Origin of the sequence: Bacteroides sp. Marseille-P3684 (assembly GCF_900291465.1) — a bacterium.
Lineage (GTDB): Bacteria > Bacteroidota > Bacteroidia > Bacteroidales > Bacteroidaceae > Phocaeicola_A.
Genome location: NZ_LT985808.1, coordinates 2,060,829 through 2,080,912 on the forward strand (window position 1 = coordinate 2,060,829; position 20,084 = coordinate 2,080,912).

Here is a 20,084-nt window from a genome sequence, read left to right on the forward strand (position 1 = left end):
TTTACGCTTCAGCCGTCGGGATAATTGATACGTAACTCTTGTTGTTACGTCCCTTTTTGAAGCATACAGTACCATCTACCAATGCGTAAAGAGTGTGGTCACTACCCATGCCGATGTTTTCACCGGGATTGTGCACAGTACCTCTTTGACGAACAATGATGTTACCGGCTTTGCAAACTTGTCCACCAAATATCTTTACGCCTAATCTTTTACTTGCTGATTCACGGCCGTTCTTTGAACTACCAACACCTTTTTTATGTGCCATTTCTACTAAAATTTAAATGATTAAGCAATAACTTGTTTGATTGTTAACTCTGTGAATTGTTGACGGTGACCGTTCAACTTTCTGTAGCCTTTTCTTCTCTTCTTGTGGAATACGAGGACCTTGTCGCCCTTTACCAGATGAGAAACTACTTCGCAAACAACTTTTGCACCTTCTACAGTAGGAGCACCTACCGTTACATTACCATTGTTGTCAACCAACAAAACTTTGTCAAATTCAACAGTTGCGCCGTTTTCAGCATTCTGAATGTGGTGTACAAACAGCTTCTTGCCTTCTTCAGCTTTGAACTGTTGTCCGTTAATTTCTACGATTACGTACATTTTATAATAAGATTAAACGGTTTCTCCGTCAGGTGAACATCGGCCTTCCGATATTACTTCTTCGTACCCGAACGGACTAAATCGGGCGCAAAATTACATCAATCGGTTGATATACACAAATGTTTGTAGAGAAAAAACAGAACAGTATCAGGTTTGCCCTACTAATAAATGTTATTTTACTCTTCCTCCGGAGAGCCAGTAGCGTTTCCAATAGCTTTCATCCAAGTCACTGACGATGACTCCCTGGCTGCTGCTGGCATGGATAAATTTGTTGTTCTTCAGGTAAACACCGACGTGATTGGCAGTGCGTCGGGAACGCTTCCCATGAAAAAAGACGAGGTCGCCTTCCTGTAACTGCCGTTTGCTGATGCGTCGGCAGTCCTTTTTGAGTTGTCCGTCGCTGGAACGTTGCAGCTTGACCTTATATACCTTATTATATAGGGCGGCTGTCAGTCCGGAACAATCCACTCCCTTGCGGTTGCTTCCTCCGTTGCGATAAGGAGTTCCAATCCATTTGGATGCTTCCACGTAGAGACGGTGGTTGTCTTCCTGCTCGATGTCCATTCCCAAGGTGATACCGGCACGCGCCAGTTCGCGGTAATTGTAGGAGGGGGTGATGCTGCGGCACGAAGACAGAAACACAAGAAACAGCAGACACAGGCTGAAGGATAGGAGAGTAGTTTTTCTCATCTCGTAAGTCGTTGGTTGAAGAATAGGGACAGGCAAGTCTTTTGCTTGCTCAATGAAAAAACGCAGATGGCATGGCTTGTGATAGCCTGATGTCATCTGCGTTATCCGTTACACAGACTTAGAGTCCGTGTTCGCTCAAGTATCTTTCCACTTCGATGGCTGCCTTGCAACCGCTTCCTGCCGCCGTGATAGCCTGACGGTAGTGCGGGTCGGCAACATCGCCGGCAGCAAATACGCCGGGTACTTTTGTACGCGGAGTTGCTCCTTCCGTGATGATGTAGCCAACTTCGTCGGTGTCTACATAGGGCTTAAAGATGTCGGAGTTCGGTTTATGCCCGATGGCGAGGAAGAATCCGTCAATAGCAATGTCGTAACGTTTCTCTTCCGGTTCACCCATCTTGTAGACAACATGTGCGCCTTCAACACCGTTTTCTCCAAACAAGCCTACTGTATTGTGTTCAAAAAGCACCTCGATTTTCGGATTGTTCAGTACGCGGTCCTGCATGATTTTGGATGCACGCAGATAAGGTTTGCGGACGATGAGGTATACCTTGGAAGCCAATCCCGACAGGTAGGTAGCCTCTTCGCAGGCAGTGTCACCACCTCCGACCACGGCTACCACTTTCTTGCGATAGAAGAATCCGTCGCAGGTAGCACAAGCACTGACGCCCATACCTGCGTATTTCTTTTCATCTTCCAATCCCAGGTATTTGGCTGTTGCGCCGGTGCTGATGATGATGGTGTCGGCTTCGATTTCTTTTCCATCGTCAATCGTAACCTTATAAGGAGCTTTGCTGAGGTCGGCTGCTACGGCGATACCGCTACGGATGTCAGCACCGAAGCGTTCAGCCTGTTTGCGCAAGTCTTCCATCAGTTCCGGTCCGGTAATTCCTTCCGGATATCCGGGAAAATTCTCAACTTCTGTCGTCGTAGTCAACTGACCGCCCGGTTGGATTCCTTCATAAAGGACCGGAGCAATATTTGCACGACCGGTATAAATTGCCGCTGTATATCCGGCAGGACCTGAACCGATGATCAGGCATCTAACTCTTTCTGTACTCATACTGTTTGATCTTATTTATGTGATTCTGATTATCTCAAGTCAATGACTTCAGCATTCGGATATTGCTTTGTGTCAAAGATAAACCGATTGTCCGGTAAAAGTAGAGCTTTTTTCAGAGATGTAACTTCTATCTCATTGATATTTTTGTTACAATCTGTTATTTTGATATAAAGAGGTTGCGCATTGCGCTTGTCGACATACAACTTGACAGCCTGAATCTCTTGTTTGGGATTTTCCGCTTGCAGGTCGATTTCGTCGATGGCTTTTCCCTGATAGTTCTTGCGTGCCCCTACCCGATAGGTGTAACCTTGCTTGTACAGGCCGATGAAGGCATAGGGATTGATGCTCTGCAGTTCCTCAGGTGTCGGGTTGCTGACGTTCACTTCCTGGTTGGCAGGCAGGTAGCTCCACTGTGTCTTTCCATCGAACCACGTGATGGCGGATGGAGTCGTCAGATGAAACTTGTTGCCTTTTACGGCAATGCTTCCGGAGGTTTGGTCCTGTTTGTTCCCATTTGTCCAGAATCTGAATTTCACGTCTACCCCCTTATCGTTGAAGATGGCAGCGGTCTTGTCCAACAGCTGACGGGCCTGCGTCTCTTTTTGCGCCTGCACTCCCAAGGTGCAGACGGATAATAATATGCATGATAAAATGTTCCTGATTTTCATAATGATATTGAGCTTACTAAAGTTTATTGTTGCAAATTTGCCAATCGCGTTTCCAGGTCATCCAAGTCTACGCATAGCACTTGACGTGCCTTGCTGCCTTCACTGGGACCGACGATACCGGCATGTTCCAGCTGGTCCATGATGCGTCCCGCCCGGTTGTAGCCAATGGAGAATTTGCGTTGGATAAGGGAAGTTGAACCTTGCTGGTAGCTGACAACCAGTCTGGCTGCATCGGCAAACATCGGGTCGAGTCGGTTCATGTCCACCTCATTCATGCTGCTGTCACTCTCTTCTCCCACATATTCCGGCAGGTAGAAGGCCGACGGGTAGCCTTGCTGGTGGCTGATGTACTCCGTGATGTTTTCCACTTCAGGCGTATCGACAAAGGCGCATTGGATACGGGTCAGTTCGTTTGACTGGGAAATCAGCATGTCTCCACGTCCGATGAGTTGGTCCGCTCCCGGGGTGTCGAGGATGATGCGTGACTCCATCATCGTGGATACCTTGAAGGCAATCCGTGCCGGGAAGTTAGCCCGGATGACTCCCGTGATGATATTGGCGGCAGGACGTTGGGTCGCGATAATCATGTGGATACCTACGGCACGTGCTTTCTGGGCGATACGGGCAATCGGTGTCTCGATTTCCTTACCGGCTGTCATGATCAAGTCGCCGAACTCATCAATGATGACAACGATATAGGGCAGGAACTTATGTCCCTTTTCCGGATTCAGTTGCCGGTTGATGAACTTCTGGTTGTATTCCTTGATTTGGCGCACGTTTGCGGCTTTGAGCAATTCATAACGGTTGTCCATCTCGATACAGAGTGATTGCAGCGTCTGTATCACTTTGGTCGGGTCTGTGATAATCGCTTCATTGCCATCGGGCAGTTTCGCCAGGAAGTGCTTCTCAATGGGATTGTACATGCTGAATTCGACCATTTTGGGGTCAACCATGACGAATTTCAATTCTGCCGGGTGCTTTTTATAGAGCAAGGAAGTAATGATGGCGTTCAATCCGACAGACTTACCTTGTCCGGTAGCTCCTGCCACCAGGACGTGTGGCATTTTGCATAAGTCAGCGACAAACACTTCGTTGGTGATGGTCTTACCCAATGCGATAGGAAGGTCGAAAGTTGACTCCTGGAATTTCTTGCTGGCAATGATGTCGCGCATGGGGACAATCTTAGCCTTCGAATTAGGCACTTCGATACCGATCGTTCCCTTGCCGGGTATCGGGGCAATGATGCGGATACCTTTGGCTGCCAGGCTCAGGGCAATGTCACTGCCCAGGTTGCGGATTTTGGCAATGCGCACTCCCTGTGCCGGCGTAATCTCATACAAGGTAATGGTCGGACCGACTGTGGCATTGATGGAAGAGATTTCCACACCAAAACTACGCAGCACGTCGATGATGCGATCCTTGTTGGCATCCAGCTCATCCCGGTCGATGGACGGAGAGTTGTCCTCGTATTTTTTCAGCAGGTCAATGGTCGGTGCATGGTAGTTCTCCAAATCGAGTTTGGGATTGTAGGGAGGAAGCTGGGTAATTTCGTTGTCTTCTTCCGTTCCACCGATACTGACTTCCATCTCCGGGGCCTTGTCAGGCTTCGGAGAAGTCGGAGGGGGTACTAATGTGCTTTTTTTTTCATCCTCAGGCGTTTCTTCCGCTTCTTCCTCCATAGTTGTGAGTGTTGCCTGGCGACGGGAGGCGTTTGCAGGCGATGACGGAGTCGTATCCAGATTGAAAGTCAGCGGTTGGGGCTCCTCTTCCACATCCTGAGATGTTGTGTCCGGTGTCTTTTCTTCCGTATGTTTTGGTTCTGTTGTATCATTCTGTTGTGGAGCAGGAGCCGCAGCAGCAGACACAGTTGTATCTTTCTTCTTCTTGAGAGACGGATGAAGGATACGGCGTACGACACGGATGGTGGAACGGCTCATATATACAAGGTAAATGACAGCTACCCCCAATAGCAGGAGGATAACTCCCGTAGCACCAATCTGTGAAGACAGCCACATGCTGATGTTATGTCCGTGGATTCCGCCCGGGTAGATAAAACTGTTTCCAAACGTACTTTCAAACAAAAAGCCAAAGAAGATAGAACCCCATATCATCAGAATTGTACAGCTGATGAACCATTTCCATATCCGGAAATGATACTCAGCCTTGACAAGCTGCAGACCAGCGATCCCCAAGAAGATTGCGATGAAATAGGCGGAAAAACCGAAGCAGCGATTGATGAGGAATTCTGCAAGAACAGCTCCTCGTGAACCGGTTGAATTCTGTATGTTGTTGTCGACTGAAAGTAGTTCTCCTGTCTCCGGATTCGCTACAATGCTTTGGTCGGCACCTCCGTTGAAGAAGAAGGAGGTAAATGCCAGCAATAGGTAGAAAGAGAATATAATACACAAAAGCCCGAAAATGAATTGGACGGTTTCACTTCTCAGGATGTGAACGATATTGCGTAAGGTGGATAATTTGTCTGTAGAAGCAGCAGCTTCTGTCTTTTTCTTCGTCATAGCCTGTTCGAAATTTTATGGATGATTTCGTTTATGGTCATTCTCTAGTTTGTCTGTCATGGTTTGTACAATCATGACTGTTTCTTCCCGGACGGTCTTTAGCTTGTTTGGATAGACTCGTTTTAAATCAAAAATCCACTCAAAAGCCAATGAACAATCGGGGCGAATTTTCATGCAAACTTACGGAATTTCTCCGGAATAAACGAAGAAATCTTCGCGGAAAGCTGTCATTATGTTGGGTACTGCCCGTTTCCTGTAGCGTTTGGTTTCTCTGTCGGGGAGAAAGGTGACGTGCCGGTCAGCTGCTTGAGAGGAAATCTTTTTAGGGCTATGATTTTTTGCCTGTTTATTCTACTTTATCTAAGTTTGCGCCCAAATAGAAATTCTGATGCAAGCGAGTACAAATTATATAGATGAATTGAATGAGAGTCAGCGGGAGGCCGTGTTGTATATTGACGGACCTTCGTTGGTGATAGCCGGAGCCGGTTCAGGTAAGACGCGCGTATTGACCTATAAAATTGCTTATCTGCTGGAACAGGGCTATGAACCTTGGTCCGTATTGGCGTTGACCTTTACCAATAAAGCCGCAGCGGAGATGAAGAGCCGCGTGGCACGGCAAGTGGGATGGGAGCGTGCCCGGTATTTATGGATGGGAACCTTTCATTCCATCTTTGCACGCATCTTGCGGACGGAGGCTGAGGTCCTGGGCTTCAAGTCCAACTTCACTATTTATGACCAGACCGATTCCCGCAGCCTGATAAAGGCAATCATCAAGGAAATGGGGCTGGACGATAAGACTTACAAGCCGGCTTCTGTGCAGAGTCGGATTTCCAATGCAAAAAACTATCTGGTGTTACCGCAGGCGTATGCCTCCAATACAGAATTGCGGGAGTCGGACCGGGAGGCGAAGATGGGTGATATATATAAGGTATATCTTCGCTATTGGGAACGTTGCCGGCAAGCCGGAGCCATGGACTTTGATGACTTGTTGCTCTATACCTATTTATTGTTTGAAGAACATCCTGAAATTTGTCATAAATATGCGGAACGTTTTGCTTATGTGCTGGTCGACGAGTATCAGGATACAAACTTTGCCCAGCATAGCATTGTGTGGCAACTGACCAGGGAGCGGCAACGTGTCTGTGTCGTTGGCGATGACGCGCAAAGTATCTATTCCTTCCGGGGTGCGAATATCGACAACATTCTGAAGTTTACCCGCCAGTATAAGGATGCCAAGCTGTTCAAGCTGGAACAGAACTATCGCTCGACACAGACGATTGTAAACGCAGCCAACAGTCTGATTGAGAAAAACAGGGAGCAGATCCGCAAGGAAGTCTTTTCGGAGAATGAGACGGGGGACCGCATCAAAGTGACAGATGCCTATTCCGATGTGGAAGAAGGAGAGATTGTGGCCAATAAGGTGGTGGAGCTGCATCGACGGGAAGATATAGCTTATTCCGACTTCGCCATCCTTTACCGTACCAATGCACAATCGCGAATCTTTGAAGAGGCATTGCGTAAACGGTCTTTGCCTTATCGCATCTATGGAGGTCTGTCATTTTATCAGCGGAAGGAAATCAAGGATGTGATAGCCTATTTCCGTCTGGTGGTGAATCCCGACGATGAAGAAGCGTTCAAGCGTATCATCAATTATCCAGCCCGTGGTATCGGCGATACGACCGTCAATAAGATCATTCAGGCAGCCACTGAAGCTCACGTCAGTCTGTGGACCGTCCTGTGCCAGCCTGAGGCGTATGCACTGTCCATTAATAAGGGCACTGCAAACAAGCTGATGGCGTTCCGGCAGTTGATAGCGAATTTTCAGGCACGTGTGATGACGGAGGATGCATACACACTTGGAGCAGACATCATACGTCAGTCCGGTATCATCAATGAAATCTATCAGGACAAGTCTCCGGAAAGCTTGAGTCGTCAGGAGAATGTGGAAGAACTGGTGAATGGTATACATGATTTCTGTAGTACCCGTCAGGAAGAAGGAGAGGCGGAACATGTGTATCTGCCGGATTTTCTGTCTGAAGTATCATTGCTGTCCGACCAGGATATGGATCGTTCTGATTCCGAAGAGAAGATTACCTTGATGACGGTACATTCAGCCAAAGGCTTGGAGTTTAACACCGTCTTTGTCGTAGGCTTGGAAGAGGACTTGTTCCCCAGTGCGATGGCAAAGAACTCTTATCGGGAGCTGGAGGAAGAACGTCGCTTGTTCTATGTGGCTATTACCCGGGCAGAGAAACATTGCTTCCTTTCTTTTGCACGGAGTCGGTTCCGTTATGGGCGCATGGAGTTTGGCAATCCGAGCCGTTTCCTGCGTGATATTGATGCACGATTCTTGGAACTCCCCCAAAACATGCAGACTTCTTCCCGACGTGTCACACCGGTGCGCAAGACTACCGAGCCCGTACGTTCCCGTCTTTTTGCAGAAGAACGTCCGAAGGGCAAGACAGAAGCTCCGGAGACTCCCCGCTTGAAGAAAATGACCAGCACGGAGCCTGTGGCATCTTCGGGTACAAACAGCTATGGAGTATGTGCCGGTCAACAGATCGAACATGAGCGCTTTGGCATAGGAATAATCGAACGCGTGGAGGGGACGGGAGAGAACTGTAAAGCGACTGTCCGTTTCCAAAATGCCGGAGTAAAGCAACTTCTGTTGAAGTTTGCCCGTTTCAAGGTTATCGGGTAAGCGGTGGAAACCGGTCCATTGCTTCCGGCTGGCTGCAGCTGGGAGTGGCTTCAGTCGAATCGAATGTGAAATAAATAAATCTACAATAGTTTATAGAATGGAAAGCAACCTTCATTTTTCAAAGGTGTCAGAACATCTGGACATTATCCCTTCTCCTTGTTATGTGATGGAAGAGGAACTGCTTCGTCGGAATCTTGAACTGATTCGTTCGGTCAAGGAACGTGCCGGGGTGGAAATCATATTGGCATTTAAATCATTTGCCATGTGGAAGTCATTTCCGATTTTCCGGGAATATATTCATTTTACGACAGCCAGCTCTCCCTATGAGGCTCGTTTGGCTTTTGAAGAGTTTGGGAGTAAGGCACACACCTATTCTCCGGCTTATACGGAGGAGGACTTCTCTGAAATATTGCGGTGCAGCAATCATATTACATTCAATTCTTTCAGTCAATATGAACGTTTCTATCCGCAGGTGAAAGCCTATGCGGAACCCATATCGTGTGGCATCCGTGTCAATCCCGAATATTCGGAAGTGGAAGTGGAGCTGTACAATCCCTGTGCGCCGGGTACCCGTTTTGGAGTGACTGCCGATTTGTTGCCGGAGCAGTTGCCTGAAGGAATCGAAGGATTTCATTGTCATTGTCATTGTGAGAGCAGTTCCTATGAGCTGGAACATACGTTGCAGCATTTGGAAGAGAAATTCTCCCGTTGGTTCCCTCAATTGAAATGGCTCAATTTGGGGGGCGGGCATTTGATGACTCGGGAGGACTATGATGTGGAACATCTCGTCCGTCTGTTGCAAGGCTTGCAAGCGCGGTATCCCCATCTGCATCTTATCCTGGAGCCCGGTTCCGCTTTTACCTGGCAGACGGGACCGCTCGTCAGTCGGGTAGTAGACATCGTGGAGAGCCGTGGCATACGTACAGCCATTTTGGACGTAAGTTTTACCTGTCACATGCCCGATTGCCTGGAGATGCCCTATCAGCCTAAAGTACGTGGAGCGGAAACATTGCCGGATGAAGCGGTGAAACATGCAAAGCCCAATGACCCGATTTACCGTTTGGGCGGAAATAGTTGCTTGAGCGGGGACTATATGGGGGCTTGGCGCTTCGATCACTTCCTGCAAGTGGGTGAGCCTGTCATCTTTGAAGATATGATACATTATACAATGGTGAAAACCAATATGTTTAATGGCATCCAACATCCTGGAATCGCCTTGTTGCGTGCGGATGGGACATTAGACGTATATAAGCGTTTTACCTATGAAGACTATAAAAATCGCATGAGTTAGTGATTTTTTTTGTCGAATTGTTTGCAGGTTTCAAAATTATGCCTACCTTTGCAACCGCAATCGAGAAACAAAGATTGATGCGGAAATAGCTCAGTTGGTAGAGCACAACCTTGCCAAGGTTGGGGTCGCGAGTTCGAGTCTCGTTTTCCGCTCAATCAATCGATGAAACCAATCCGGAAGTGTCCGGTATCAGTTGCCCAAGTGGCGGAATGGTAGACGCGCTCGTTTCAGGTGCGAGTGGTTAACAGCCGTGCAGGTTCGAGTCCTGTTTTGGGCACTGATTTTGAAAGCAAATTTTTGACATGCTGGAGAGATGGCGGAATTGGTAGACGCGCTACTTTGAGGGGGTAGTGGCAATTATGCCGTGTGAGTTCGAGTCTCATTCTCTTCACGCTTTGCGGAAATAGCTCAGTTGGTAGAGCACAACCTTGCCAAGGTTGGGGTCGCGAGTTCGAGTCTCGTTTTCCGCTCGTCAGAGGAAGTCTATTGAAAAGATAGTCTTCCTTTTTTTGTATCCAGACCGCTCTGTATTTACAGGGTTTCCCATCCGTTATCTACTTTTCCCCTCTGTGCCATCATGTACCCGATACGCAGATGAAAGCCAAGGAAGGGCTCTATCAGCAGAATGAGGAGCAGTAGAAAATCAGTGGGGATAACCATACAGCTTTGCGATTCTGAAGAGGAAGAATTTTTTGTCTACGACTCCATGCAGATTCGCCCTGAAAAGTTTGATTTTGGCGTTGAATGATTCGGCTGCCGCATTTGATGAGCGTTTGTTGTAGAAGTTCAGGATTTCGTCATAATGCTCATAGAATGTCGAGGCAATGACATTGAACTGCTTCATTCTTGAATCATCGACTTTGTTGTACCATTTGGCCATGCTCAACCGCGCTGCATCTTTGATGGTGTTCTTTGAGAATATCATTCTTAATGAGTGGGACAGACCATAAGCCATTTTGATGTCAGGATACTCCTCGAAGAGGATTTTAGCCCTTTCCTTTTGTCTTTCCGTCCATTTGTCTGCTGATTTGAACAGAAGGTAACGGCTTCTGATGAGCAATTCCGGACGCGTGTCTCCATTGGAAAAGCGGAACGGCACATAGGGCTTGCCGGTTTGTTTGCACTCTTCCATTTCTTCATTGCTTTGCTGCAAGGCGTCCCAACGGTGCGCCACACGGATTTCCTGCACGGCATCACAAGCCAGTTTCTGGATGTGGAAACGGTCAATCACTCTTTGAGCCTTCGGAAATGCGACAGAAACAATCTTGCGCATTGAATCGGAAAGGTCAAGGGTCACTTCCTCCACTTTCATGCGTTCTTCCTCGTCTATCAACTTCAGCACCTGTATCACGTCTTCCGATTTCGTGCCGGAAACGACCGCCACCAGACTTCCTTCACCTGTATGCCGGTCACGGTTGGTGACAAACGTATACAGCTCCCCATTGGACAGGGAAGACTCGTCTATGGCAAGATGCCGGCCTATGTTTTCGGGAAACAACAGCCATGAATCGGCATGGTCTAGCTGGTCCCAGTCGTGGAAGCCGCTTAGCGTTTCCTTGTACTGTTTCTCAAAGGTATGTGCATTTATGTGGTAGAATGTTTCAAGCGTACGGCAGGTCACAGGGGATGTCTCCATACGTTTCTTTTAAAAAAGCCCCGAACTCCTTGGAGTAACGGGTTCCTTTGCAGGCTATGTCAAGGCTGATTGGAAGGCTGAAACTCTTGCCTGTACGCAGGTCGGTCCACCTGCGACGGCGTATGACCAGTATGACCTTATGGTCGCGTATCGGGAAATCGGTTACATTCACAGCCTCCATGAAGCCTTTGGATGCAAAATTGGCATCTGATGACAATCCCGCATTCATTAACTCGTCGAGATAAATATGAATCTCTGTCCGACTCTGTTGCACACCTGCTATCTCAAAATGATCCAGTATTTCTGAAGGCAGCACGATACGCGCAAGCACTTCCAATTGATTCTTTTCCATAAGGCAAAGGTCGGAATTCCTCTGGATATTGGAAAACTAATCCCCACTGATTTTCTACTGCTCCCAGAATGAGGCTTACGTTGACAGACAAAGAAACAATAATCAATAACAGACAATGATATGAAAAGCAGACTTTTCTTTTTCACGATGCTGCTGGGCGTGATGTTCGCACTGAACATGCACGCTGCAGAGCGTAAGAAGTACAACTTCAACAGTGACTGGTGCCTGCTGGTGGGCGATGTGCCTGCGGCCAAGAATCCGGACTTCGATGATGCGGCGTGGAGTCGGGTGACTTTGCCGCGAGCTTTCAACGAGGATGAGGCTTTCCGTCTCTCCATCGAGCAACATACCGACACCGTAGTGTGGTATCGCAAGCATTTCCGATTGGAGAACCTGAAAGACAAGAAGGTGTTCATTGAGTTTGAGGGGGTTCGCCAGGCGGGAGAATTCTATCTGAACGGACATTATCTGGGCTTGCACGAGAATGGCGTAATGGCTGTGGGATTCGATCTCACTCCCTACATGCAGGAAGGCGAGAATGTGATAGCTGTGCGTACGGACAACAACTGGTTCTATCGTGAGAAGCGTACCAACTCCAAATTCCAGTGGAGTGACCGCAATTTCAATGCCAATTACGGTGGTATACCCAAGAATGTGTTCCTGCATGTGACCGACAAGGTGTATCAGACTCTACCTTTGTACAGCAGCCTGCGTACAACCGGGGTATATGTCTATGCCACCGATTTTGATATACCCGGACGCAAGGCGAAGATTCATGCCGAGTCGGAGGTGAAGAACGATGCGTCCGAAGCCCGCACGTTCGGTTACCGCGTGACGATACTCGACCCTGACGACAAGGTGGTGAAGACCTTTGAAGGGGAGAAGCTGACTTTGCAACCCGGCAAGACCGGCCTGGTGAAGGCAGCCGCCGACGTGAACGGGCTGCATTTCTGGAGCTGGGGCTATGGCTATCTTTATAAGGTAAAGACTACGTTGCTCGATGAGAAGGGAGAGGCGTTTGACGAAGTGATGACCCGTACGGGATTCCGCAAGACGCGTTTCGGTGAGGGCAAGATATGGCTGAATGACCGGGTAATCCAGATGAAGGGATACGCTCAGCGCACGAGCAATGAGTGGCCGGCTGTAGGCTTGTCTGTTCCTGCCTGGCTAAGTGACTACTCCAATGGTTTGATGGTGGAGGGGAATGCCAACCTGGTGCGCTGGATGCATGTCACACCGTGGAAACAGGATGTGGAGTCATGCGACCGTGTCGGCTTGCTCCAGGCCATGCCTGCGGGTGATGCGGAGAAAGACCGTCAGGGACGCCAATGGGAACAGCGTACTGAATTAATGCGGGATGCCATCATATATAACCGTAACAATCCGAGCATTATTTTCTATGAGTGCGGCAATGAGTCTATCAGTCGTGAACACATGATTGAGATGAAAGGCATCCGTGACCGTTTTGACCCCTTCGGCGGTCGTGCCATCGGTTCACGTGAGATGCTTGATATCAATGAGGCGGAATATGGAGGCGAGATGCTTTACATCAACAAGAGCAAGAAGCATCCCATGTGGGCTACGGAGTATTGCCGTGATGAGGGCTTGCGCAAGTATTGGGATGAATACAGTTATCCTTTCCATAAGGAAGGCGCCGGGCCGCTTTATAAAGGCAAGCCTGCCACAGATTATAACCGCAATCAGGACATGCTGGCCGTAGAACAGGTGCGTCGCTGGTATGACTATTGGCGGGAACGTCCCGGAACGGGGCTGCGTGTGAGCGCCGGAGGTACGAAGATTGTCTTCTCTGACACGAACACCCACTATCGTGGTGAGGAGAACTATCGTCGCAGTGGGGTGGTGGATGCCATGCGTATCTCCAAGGATGGTTTCTTTGCCCATCAGGTGATGTGGAATGGTTGGGTAGACACCGATAAGTATCAGACTTACATCATTGGTCATTGGAACTATCCGGAGAATACCGTGAAGCCTGTCTATGTGGTGTCCAACGGGGAAGAGGTGGAACTTTTCCTGAACGGTCAGTCCCTGGGCAAAGGCAAACGTGAATATCATTTTCTCTTTACCTTTGACAAGGTAGCCTGTCAACCGGGCAAGCTGGAAGCAGTCAGCTATGATGCCAATGGTAAGGAAGTGAGCCGCTATGCACTGCAGACAGCCGGTGAGCCCGTGAGCCTGAAACTGACGGCTATTCAGAATCCGGAGGGATTCCATGCCGATGGAGCTGATATGGCACTGCTCCAGTTTGAGGTGGTAGACAAGGACGGGTGTCGTTGTCCGCTCGACAACCGCATGGTGAAGTTCACGTTGGATGGAGAAGCCGAATGGCGTGGTGGCATTGCCCAAGGGGCATACAATCATATCCTTGATACCAACCTGCCCGTGGAGTGTGGCATCAATCGTGCACTCATCCGCAGTACGACCAAGGCGGGAAGGATTACCGTGAAGGCCGAGGCTGAAGGATTGCCTGCAGCAACGCTCGTATTGCAAACCGTCCCCGTAAAGGCCGAAGGTGGTTTGAGTGAATATTTACCCCAAAACACGCTGAAAGGAAGTCTGCTCAAAGGAGAAACTCCACAAACTCCTTCTTATGTGGACACCAAGCACGACGTGGCCATTGTTTCAGCTCAGGCAGGGGCCAACCAGGCGGATGCCGTACTGAGCTATGATGACAACGAACTGAGCGAATGGGCCAATGACGGACAGCTGTCTACCGCATGGATTACCTATACATTGGCACGTGAGGCTGAAGTGGATGACATCTGCATGAAGCTTAACGGTTGGCGTTCACGCAGCTATCCGTTGGAAGTTTATGCAGGCAACAAGCTCATCTGGAGTGGAAACACGGAGAAGAGCCTTGGATACATTCATCTGGAAATAGCTGAACCTGTCCGTACGAATGAAATTACAGTGCGTCTGAAAGGCAGCACGACGGATAAGGATGCGTTTGGCCAGATTGTTGAAGTGGCGGGTGGTGCAGCCAACGACATGGAGAAGAAAGCCCGAAAGAGCAAGAGCCGTCATAACTTGCGCATCATAGAGATAGAATTTCTTGAATCTGTGAGGTGATGCAAGACAGGCATGACTTATAGAGGAGAGCTGTAATCAAACCTCCGGCAGGCTGAGTGTGAATGCTTGGTCTCCGGAGGTTTGGTCTTATATGGTGGAATGTCATTTTGTCAAAATGTCAAATGAAGCTTTCCGTCCGGCTGTATTTTATACCTGAAGTCAGGGTGGGATGGGGACAAGTCTCTCCAGACGTTTGTTCGCGTAAATCTTCTTTTTGCTTGATTTTGTTACCCGAATCGTCGGTACAGGTTTCTTTTTGATGATTGTCTGTGACGGTTGTTGTGGGGTGTTTGTTGACATGGTATTTTGCGCTTCCGGGTGAAAAAGGCGTCATCTTGTAACCCTTTTTTTCCATTGAATCGTCTTTAAGAAGCATGAAGAGACGAATGCAAGAGAGACATTCGTTGCATAGTATTAATTTTAAAATGATAGAGACATGAAAAAAATGCTGGTTTGGAGCATGCTCTTTCTCGCTTGGGGAGGAGTCGTTTCCTGTTCCGATGATGACAACGCATTGCGTCCGGTTAGTATGGCTGTTGGATTGTCTACTGGAGAGGGAAGTGACGTCGCATTGGATGAATTGACGTCTTTTGACTACTTGGTGTGGAACTCAACTACAGGTGAACTGGTTCCGATAGAGGGAGCGGAACAGGGGGTTGCAAGTCTGGACCCGTCGGCCTTGGCATCCAGGGCTTTTCAATTGAACTTGTCGGCTAAAGACACTTATCAGGTGTATGCCATGGCAGTAAGGGAGACCGCTGCGGACGGTGGCATGACGGCTACTCTCGTTAATCCTACACGGACGGAGCAAATGATAGATCCACGTACTGTAGTATGGAAGACGGATGTGGACGGCGAATTGCAACAGACGGATTTGTTTCATGGGGTGGCAACCTTGTCGGCAGCGAATGCCGGACAGTTGGATTTGGAACGTGCGGTCGGACAGGTGTCGATCGAGTTGCCCGACCGAGAAACCGTTACAATAGATTCTTTGGCGTTGGAAGTTCCCGAGGACAAGTTGAGCCTGGCGATATTGCGGGATGGGACCCTGGTGAAGGGAACGGAGGCAACTCCACGGAAATGGGCAGTCCCGGAAGTGTTCTATATGCTGCCTATGGAAGAGCCTGCGGCCTCCGGTGCCGTATTGCATGTCTATGTGACTACACAGAAGGGGGAGGCAGTGGACTGCAAGGTGTCGTTGGATGAGATTGGCTTCCAGGTAAAGAAGAACCAATGTCTGCATGTGGACCTGTCTGCCATGTCATGGAACGAGACTGGAGAATTGATGCCGGCTTTTGTTCCGGTTGTGGAGTGGGGCGAAGTGATATCCATGGAGCTGGGGGCTGCGGATGTGCCCAGTTTCATTCCGGGTGATGAGCTTTGGCCGGATATGGACGTCTACTACTATTATGGATTGCTGAATGAGGCGCAACAGGCGGCTTACCTGGAGGTATTGAAGGCAGCTGTGGCATTTGATGACGGAGGCAGTGCGCTGGCACGCGTGACCATTCCGGTGCCGATGGAGCTGGAGCGGACGGAAATCACGGAACTCTCCAATGCCGTGACCTATGATCTGCCTTCACTCTTCCACTTGTCATCGGTCGCAAACCACGGTACTTATAAGACTTGGATTACATTGCGCTTTGCGTACCCCTACGAAGATTACGTGTTCAAGTATAAGGCTGTTCTGGATGCTTCGAATGCCATCATTGACCGGATGCCGGAGGGATTGGATGAATATGGCAAAGCGAAGTATTGTTATGAAGAGCTGCTGAAATACGTGACTTACGGTCAGATGGAAGGTTCAGCCGGCAATCTCTACGGTGCTTTCGGACTGCGTAAGATTGTCTGTGAAGGCTATGCCCGCGCTTACCAGTACTTGTGCCAGCGTGTCGGTCTGCAGGCTATTTACATGACCGGAAATGCCTATCCGAACGGCAACATACCGGTGAATCATGCCTGGAACATTGTACGCATCGACGGCAAGTATTATTACGCAGACCCGACGTTCGATGACGGCATGACTGCCGGTTCGGATGTGGTGCGATATGACAACTTCCTGAAGTCGGCTGCTACGTTTGGAGTGCTGCATGACTTGAATCTTACGCCGGAAGGCATTACAATCAGCTCTGAAGATTATCCACTTGATATTACCGAACAATAAAAATGATTCACGTATGAAACGTATTCTATATTATTTATGCATGGCATGCCTGTTGGTTGCATGCCAGGAAAATGAGGAGATGTGGCAAGGCAATGATGGAACGAGTGAAGGTACACGGGTGACCGTCCGTTTTTCACCGGTACAGGCATACTATGGGGAGGTGGCCTCGCGAGGGGTTGACGACGTACAGGGGAGCACCATTCAGGAATTGCTTTATCGCCTCCATTATGTCTTGACGGATTGTGAGGGGAACATGCTGGAGCACGACACCGTGACTGCGGAGGAACTTCCCGGGTTCACGTCCCTGAATCTTACCCTTCCGCTGGGAACGTATCATTTGTATGTATTGGGAGAGGGACTTAACGAGGGTTTCATCCATGTGAACGAGGAAGTGCAGGCGATAGACTCGGATTCTGCTGTCTGGTTCCGGAACATCCGTTTCCAGCCGGTGCGTCGTGAGCTGTTCTATGCACAGCACACGTTCGTGGTGGAGGGTACGGAGGCGGGAACGTCTTTCAGTGTAGAGCTGCAACGGCAGGTCGGTATGGTCGACCTGAAAGTGAAGTGCAGCGACGAGCATTTCGATTTGCTGGGAGTGACACTGATGATTCCGGACGGATATGCTGGCAATACGCTGAGTGTGGATGGCAAGGTGGCTTTCGACTGGTCGCAGACCAACGGTACGGGATATTTCTGGACCAAGAATATCGGCTATGGCAATGCGCCCATCAACTGGGAAGAGGAGGGAAGTACTTATCGCACCCGTTTCTTCATGTTGCCGACGTTGGCGGATTATGAAGGCGAGCAGGCTCCTTGGCTCATGTGCACCTATCTCACCGGCGCCAACGGTAACTTGTTCAACAAGGAGGTTTCCCTGAAGGGGCTGACTATCGCCCCCAACCAGGTGACTTCCATCACACTGGATCTGGATAAGTAGCCGGGCAGTCCGGGCATAAGAAAGAGGGTGTGTCAAAAGCGATTCTTGGAACGTTGCTTTTGACACACCCTTTATCTTTTGGTACGGGAAGACTTAAGCCGGTTGACGGTCCATCTTCAGCCGGTCTGCCATGGCTCGTGCCAGGGCTTCACATGCCTTGCGGGTATCCGGCATCAGCCCCTGCTTCATCTCGACCGGATTGCCTACAACCTCGAAACCTACCTTTTCACTGAATGCAGCCAACCGTTTGACCGAATGGCAAGCCCAGGAGAAGGAGCCGAAATAGCTCAGGTAACGGTCCTTGATGCCTCGCATCTCGATTTCGCTCATGAGCATCTCCATCTGCGGGAAGATGGAGGCATTGTATGTGGGGGCGCACAGGATGATGCCTTTGTAACGGAAGATGTCGGCAAGGATGAACGAGTGGTTCGTGCGTGCCACATCATGGAGCACCACTTTGCGGATGCCTTCGCGCGACAGTTCTTCTGCTACGGCTTCGGCTGCCTGCTGCGTGTTGCCATACATGGAACCGTAGGCTATAACCACTCCTTCTTCCGTGGCATAACGGCTCAGGCGGTCATACACGCTGATGACACGGGGCACATTCTCGCCGGTCCACACCGGACCGTGGGTTGCACAAATCATGTCGATTTCCAGGTCTTTCAGCTTTTGCAGGGCACGCTGTACCGGTGAACCGTATTTGCCGACGATGTTGGAGTAGTAGCGTTCCATCTCACTCCAGTAGATGGTCGGGTCCATCTGATAGTCGAGCGGTGTGCCGTTGAGTGCGCCGAAGCATCCGAAGGCATCCCCGCTGAAAACGATGTGGTCGGTCAGGTCATAAGAGACCATTGTCTCGGGCCAGTGCACCATGGGAATCATGTGGAAGCGGAGTACATGGTGCCCCAGCTCCAGCGTGTCACCTTCGTCGATGACCTTGGATGAAGAAGCAGTCCCGTAATAGCCTTTCACCATCTCAAGTGCCTTCTTGTTCGTCACGACGGTCAGTTCCGGATAGAACTGGCGGAGCAGGCGGATGGAACCGGAGTGGTCGGGCTCCATGTGGTTGATGATCAGGTAGTCGATGGGGCGGTCACCAATGACCTCCTTGATTTTATCGAGGAAGAGGTCGAAATAGTTCGCATCGACCGTGTCGATGAGCGCTACTTTCTCGTCAGCAATCAGGTAGGAGTTGTAAGTCACTCCATAAGGCAATGGCCACAAGCCTTCGAATAGGGTTTTGATGCGGTCGTTTACGCCGACATAATGTACTTTTCCTTTTAGGGTTATCATTGTTGTTTGTGTTATAGGGTTATTTGTTTTGCTTCATAAAGTCTTCCCTGCCATGTCTGCCGTTGCCGCATCCGCTTCTTGACCCGTTCCGTGAACTCATGGTTCTTGATGCCCCAGTCGGGAGCAATCAGCAGTTCCTTGGGGGACTGGGAGACGAAGCGTTCCAGTATCAGGTCGGGGCGCAACCGCTCGATGTAGTCAATCACCAGCTCGACATACTCGTCTGCCGTATACAGGTGGAAGTCTGACGGAGACTGGCTGTATTCATGCGCCATGCGTGTCCCTCTGATGAGTTGCAGCTGGTGCATCTTCAGGGTGGTCAGAGGCAGACGGGAGAGGATGCGTGCCTGCTCCATCAGCTCCTCATGCCCTTCGCCGGGCAGCCCGAGGATGACGTGTGCACCGGTGGCTATGCCGGCCTGGGCGGTACGTTCCACGGTTTCGCGGGCCGTCTCGAAGGTATGCCCGCGGTTGATGCGTTTCAGGGTCACGTCGCTGGTGCTCTCGATGCCATATTCGACAAGGAGGAAGGTCCGTCGGTTGAGCTCGCTCAGGTACTCCAGCAGTGAGTCGGGCATACAGTCGGGGCGGGTTCCGATGACCAGACCGACGACCTGCTCGACGGCGAGGGCCTCTTCATATTTGGCCTTCAGCTCCTCAACGGCAGCATACGTGTTGGTGTAAGCCTGGAAGTAAGCGAGGTATTTCATGTGGGGATATTTGCGGGAGAAGAAGGCTTTCCCCTCTTCCAGCTGGGCGGTGATGGACTTGTCCGTCCGGCAATAGGCAGGATTGAAGGTCTGATTGTTGCAGTAGGTGCACCCTCCGTGTCCGACAGTCCCGTCCCGGTTCGGACAGGAAAAACCGGCATTCAATGAGATTTTCTGTACTTTCTCCTTGAAGCGCCTTCCCAGGAAGACATTCAGGTCATTGTAGAGAAGAGATGATTCCATGTCGTATCATTGTGTTTGTGGTGGGTTGCCTTTGTGCATTCATACTAAAGCCTTGCCTGTCTGTTGACTGGTCTGTGGGCTGTAGAACAAACTCTTGCTGACATCAGGTCTCATAAAGTGGGTACAAAAA

16 protein-coding genes and 4 tRNA genes are annotated in these 20,084 nt (G+C 49.7%); 9 read left to right on the plus strand and 11 right to left on the minus strand.

What is annotated here, in order from left to right:
- Position 1 precedes the first annotated feature (1 nt).
- From rpmA to C8275_RS08000, 6 genes are all read right to left on the minus strand, one after another.
- Positions 2–265, minus strand: a complete 264-nt coding sequence (gene rpmA, locus C8275_RS07975; RefSeq protein WP_022386098.1) for a 50S ribosomal protein L27 — start codon at positions 263–265, stop codon at positions 2–4.
- Positions 266–285: 20 nt separating this feature from the next.
- A complete protein-coding gene (gene rplU, locus C8275_RS07980; protein ID WP_022386099.1) occupies positions 286–603 on the minus strand; it encodes a 50S ribosomal protein L21 in 318 nt (105 codons plus the stop codon).
- Between the two features lie 171 nt (positions 604–774).
- Entirely contained in the window at positions 775–1,293 is a 519-nt protein-coding gene (locus C8275_RS07985) for a C40 family peptidase (protein ID WP_022386100.1), read from the minus strand.
- A 118-nt stretch (positions 1,294–1,411) separates the two neighbouring features.
- A complete protein-coding gene (gene trxB / locus C8275_RS07990; protein ID WP_022386101.1) occupies positions 1,412–2,356 on the minus strand; it encodes a thioredoxin-disulfide reductase in 945 nt (314 codons plus the stop codon).
- A gap of 29 nt (positions 2,357–2,385) precedes the next feature.
- Positions 2,386–3,024 (minus strand): LolA-like putative outer membrane lipoprotein chaperone, encoded by a 639-nt coding sequence (locus C8275_RS07995; protein WP_022386102.1) that lies wholly within the window; start codon positions 3,022–3,024, stop codon positions 2,386–2,388.
- Between the two features lie 23 nt (positions 3,025–3,047).
- Positions 3,048–5,540, minus strand: coding sequence for a DNA translocase FtsK (locus tag C8275_RS08000; protein WP_106484746.1), 2,493 nt, complete (start codon positions 5,538–5,540; stop codon positions 3,048–3,050).
- Between the two features lie 388 nt (positions 5,541–5,928).
- Here C8275_RS08000 and C8275_RS08005 point away from each other — a divergent pair, with 388 nt between their 5' ends.
- From C8275_RS08005 to C8275_RS08030, 6 genes are all read left to right on the plus strand, one after another.
- The gene (locus C8275_RS08005; RefSeq protein ID WP_106484747.1) at positions 5,929–8,241 is read left to right on the plus strand and encodes an ATP-dependent helicase; all 2,313 of its coding nucleotides are present in this window, start codon (positions 5,929–5,931) and stop codon (positions 8,239–8,241) included.
- Between the two features lie 97 nt (positions 8,242–8,338).
- Positions 8,339–9,532, plus strand: a complete 1,194-nt coding sequence (gene nspC / locus C8275_RS08010; RefSeq protein ID WP_106484748.1) for a carboxynorspermidine decarboxylase — start codon at positions 8,339–8,341, stop codon at positions 9,530–9,532.
- A gap of 79 nt (positions 9,533–9,611) precedes the next feature.
- Positions 9,612–9,684 (plus strand) — tRNA-Gly (locus C8275_RS08015).
- Positions 9,685–9,727: 43 nt separating this feature from the next.
- Positions 9,728–9,809 (plus strand) — tRNA-Leu (locus tag C8275_RS08020).
- A 30-nt stretch (positions 9,810–9,839) separates the two neighbouring features.
- Positions 9,840–9,923, plus strand: a tRNA-Leu gene (locus tag C8275_RS08025).
- Positions 9,924–9,929: 6 nt separating this feature from the next.
- Positions 9,930–10,002: transfer RNA gene (locus C8275_RS08030), tRNA-Gly, on the plus strand.
- Between the two features lie 173 nt (positions 10,003–10,175).
- Here C8275_RS08030 and C8275_RS08035 read toward each other — a convergent pair.
- Both C8275_RS08035 and C8275_RS08040 read right to left on the minus strand, forming a co-directional pair.
- Positions 10,176–11,168: a transposase gene (locus C8275_RS08035; RefSeq protein WP_199881879.1), complete on the minus strand. Its 993-nt coding sequence runs from the start codon at positions 11,166–11,168 to the stop codon at positions 10,176–10,178.
- On the minus strand, positions 11,134–11,520 hold the full coding sequence (locus C8275_RS08040; protein ID WP_106484096.1) for a hypothetical protein: 387 nt from the start codon (positions 11,518–11,520) through the stop codon (positions 11,134–11,136). The genes C8275_RS08035 and C8275_RS08040 overlap by 35 nt, the downstream gene beginning before the upstream one ends.
- A 120-nt stretch (positions 11,521–11,640) precedes the next feature.
- Between C8275_RS08040 and C8275_RS08045 the strand changes: the two genes are divergently transcribed.
- On the plus strand, positions 11,641–14,607 hold the full coding sequence (locus tag C8275_RS08045; RefSeq protein WP_106484749.1) for a DUF4982 domain-containing protein: 2,967 nt from the start codon (positions 11,641–11,643) through the stop codon (positions 14,605–14,607).
- Positions 14,608–14,725: 118 nt separating this feature from the next.
- Here C8275_RS08045 and C8275_RS08050 read toward each other — a convergent pair whose 3' ends face one another.
- Entirely contained in the window at positions 14,726–14,962 is a 237-nt protein-coding gene (locus C8275_RS08050) for a hypothetical protein (protein WP_106484750.1), read from the minus strand.
- Positions 14,963–15,043: 81 nt separating this feature from the next.
- Here C8275_RS08050 and C8275_RS08055 point away from each other — a divergent pair, with 81 nt between their 5' ends.
- Complete coding sequence (locus C8275_RS08055) at positions 15,044–16,771, plus strand: transglutaminase domain-containing protein (RefSeq protein ID WP_157948213.1); 1,728 nt, start codon at positions 15,044–15,046, stop codon at positions 16,769–16,771.
- A 13-nt stretch (positions 16,772–16,784) separates the two neighbouring features.
- Positions 16,785–17,708 carry a FimB/Mfa2 family fimbrial subunit gene (locus C8275_RS08060; protein ID WP_157948215.1) on the plus strand — a complete coding sequence of 308 codons (924 nt, stop codon included), beginning with the start codon at positions 16,785–16,787 and terminating at the stop codon, positions 17,706–17,708.
- 93 nt (positions 17,709–17,801) lie between these two features.
- On the opposite strand, the gene C8275_RS08065 is transcribed toward C8275_RS08060, so the two are convergent.
- Together C8275_RS08065 and C8275_RS08070 are read right to left on the minus strand one after the other, a co-directional pair.
- Complete coding sequence (locus tag C8275_RS08065; RefSeq protein WP_106484753.1) at positions 17,802–19,001, minus strand: FprA family A-type flavoprotein; 1,200 nt, start codon at positions 18,999–19,001, stop codon at positions 17,802–17,804.
- An 11-nt stretch (positions 19,002–19,012) separates the two neighbouring features.
- Entirely contained in the window at positions 19,013–19,954 is a 942-nt protein-coding gene (locus C8275_RS08070) for a TIGR01212 family radical SAM protein (RefSeq protein WP_106484754.1), read from the minus strand.
- Between the last annotated feature and the right edge of the window lie 130 nt (positions 19,955–20,084).

Excerpts from the sequence above, each read along its gene's own strand:
- C8275_RS07985 (WP_022386100.1), bottom strand. The coding sequence starts at position 1,293 with ATGAGAAAAACTACTCTCCTATCCTTCAGCCTGTGTCTGCTGTTTCTT.
- trxB (WP_022386101.1), bottom strand. The coding sequence starts at position 2,356 with ATGAGTACAGAAAGAGTTAGATGCCTGATCATCGGTTCAGGTCCTGCC.
- C8275_RS08005 (WP_106484747.1), top strand. The coding sequence starts at position 5,929 with ATGCAAGCGAGTACAAATTATATAGATGAATTGAATGAGAGTCAGCGG.
- nspC (WP_106484748.1), top strand. The coding sequence starts at position 8,339 with ATGGAAAGCAACCTTCATTTTTCAAAGGTGTCAGAACATCTGGACATT.
- rplU (WP_022386099.1), bottom strand. The coding sequence starts at position 603 with ATGTACGTAATCGTAGAAATTAACGGACAACAGTTCAAAGCTGAAGAA.
- C8275_RS08055 (WP_157948213.1), top strand. The coding sequence starts at position 15,044 with ATGAAAAAAATGCTGGTTTGGAGCATGCTCTTTCTCGCTTGGGGAGGA.
- C8275_RS08060 (WP_157948215.1), top strand. The coding sequence starts at position 16,785 with ATGAAACGTATTCTATATTATTTATGCATGGCATGCCTGTTGGTTGCA.
- C8275_RS08045 (WP_106484749.1), top strand. The coding sequence starts at position 11,641 with ATGAAAAGCAGACTTTTCTTTTTCACGATGCTGCTGGGCGTGATGTTC.
- rpmA (WP_022386098.1), bottom strand. The coding sequence starts at position 265 with ATGGCACATAAAAAAGGTGTTGGTAGTTCAAAGAACGGCCGTGAATCA.
- C8275_RS08000 (WP_106484746.1), bottom strand. The coding sequence starts at position 5,540 with ATGACGAAGAAAAAGACAGAAGCTGCTGCTTCTACAGACAAATTATCC.
- C8275_RS08070 (WP_106484754.1), bottom strand. The coding sequence starts at position 19,954 with ATGGAATCATCTCTTCTCTACAATGACCTGAATGTCTTCCTGGGAAGG.
- C8275_RS08065 (WP_106484753.1), bottom strand. The coding sequence starts at position 19,001 with ATGATAACCCTAAAAGGAAAAGTACATTATGTCGGCGTAAACGACCGC.
- C8275_RS08050 (WP_106484750.1), bottom strand. The coding sequence starts at position 14,962 with ATGGAAAAAAAGGGTTACAAGATGACGCCTTTTTCACCCGGAAGCGCA.
- C8275_RS08035 (WP_199881879.1), bottom strand. The coding sequence starts at position 11,168 with ATGGAGACATCCCCTGTGACCTGCCGTACGCTTGAAACATTCTACCAC.
- C8275_RS08040 (WP_106484096.1), bottom strand. The coding sequence starts at position 11,520 with ATGGAAAAGAATCAATTGGAAGTGCTTGCGCGTATCGTGCTGCCTTCA.
- C8275_RS07995 (WP_022386102.1), bottom strand. The coding sequence starts at position 3,024 with ATGAAAATCAGGAACATTTTATCATGCATATTATTATCCGTCTGCACC.